Source organism: Streptomyces sp. NPDC060000, from assembly GCF_042737375.1.
Classification (GTDB): Bacteria; Actinomycetota; Actinomycetes; order Streptomycetales; family Streptomycetaceae; genus Streptomyces.
Genome location: NZ_JBHWUU010000186.1, coordinates 1 through 632 on the forward strand (window position 1 = coordinate 1; position 632 = coordinate 632).

1 protein-coding gene is annotated in these 632 nt (G+C 70.4%); it reads right to left on the reverse strand.

What is annotated here, in order from left to right; all coding sequences use genetic code 11:
• The coding region (locus ACFWBB_RS42605; protein ID WP_385284698.1) for a HAMP domain-containing protein at positions 1–632 on the reverse strand (632 nt) is incomplete at both ends.

The following is a 632-nucleotide window of genomic DNA, read 5'->3' on the forward strand; positions in this document are numbered from 1 at the left end:
GGCCTGGCCGCCGAGGCGTCCTTCGGTGCCGACCTCGCGGGCGACGCGGGTGACCTCGTCGGCGAACGCGGAGAGCTGGTCGACCATCGTGTTGATCGTGGTCTTCAGCTCGAGGATCTCGCCGCGGGCGTCCACGTCGATCTTCTTCGACAGGTCGCCCTTGGCCACCGCCGTGGTCACCAGCGCGATGTTGCGGACCTGGCCGGTGAGGTTGTTCGCCATCGAGTTGACGTTGTCGGTGAGGTCCTTCCAGGTGCCGGCCACGTTCGGCACCTGTGCCTGGCCGCCGAGGCGTCCCTCGGTGCCGACCTCGCGGGCGACGCGGGTGACCTCGTCGGCGAACGCGGACAGCGTGTCCACCATCGTGTTGATGACGTCGGCCAGCGCGGCGACCTCACCCTTGGCCTCGACGGTGATCTTCTGGGACAGGTCGCCGCGGGCCACCGCGGTGGCGACCTGGGCGATGGACCGCACCTGGCCCGTCAGGTTCGACGCCATCACGTTGACGTTGTCGGTGAGGTCCTTCCACGTGCCCGAGACCCCCCGGACCGTGGCCTGCCCGCCCAGGTTGCCGGCCGTGCCGACCTCGCGGGCGACGCGGGTGACCTCGTCGGCGAAGGCGGAGAGCTGGT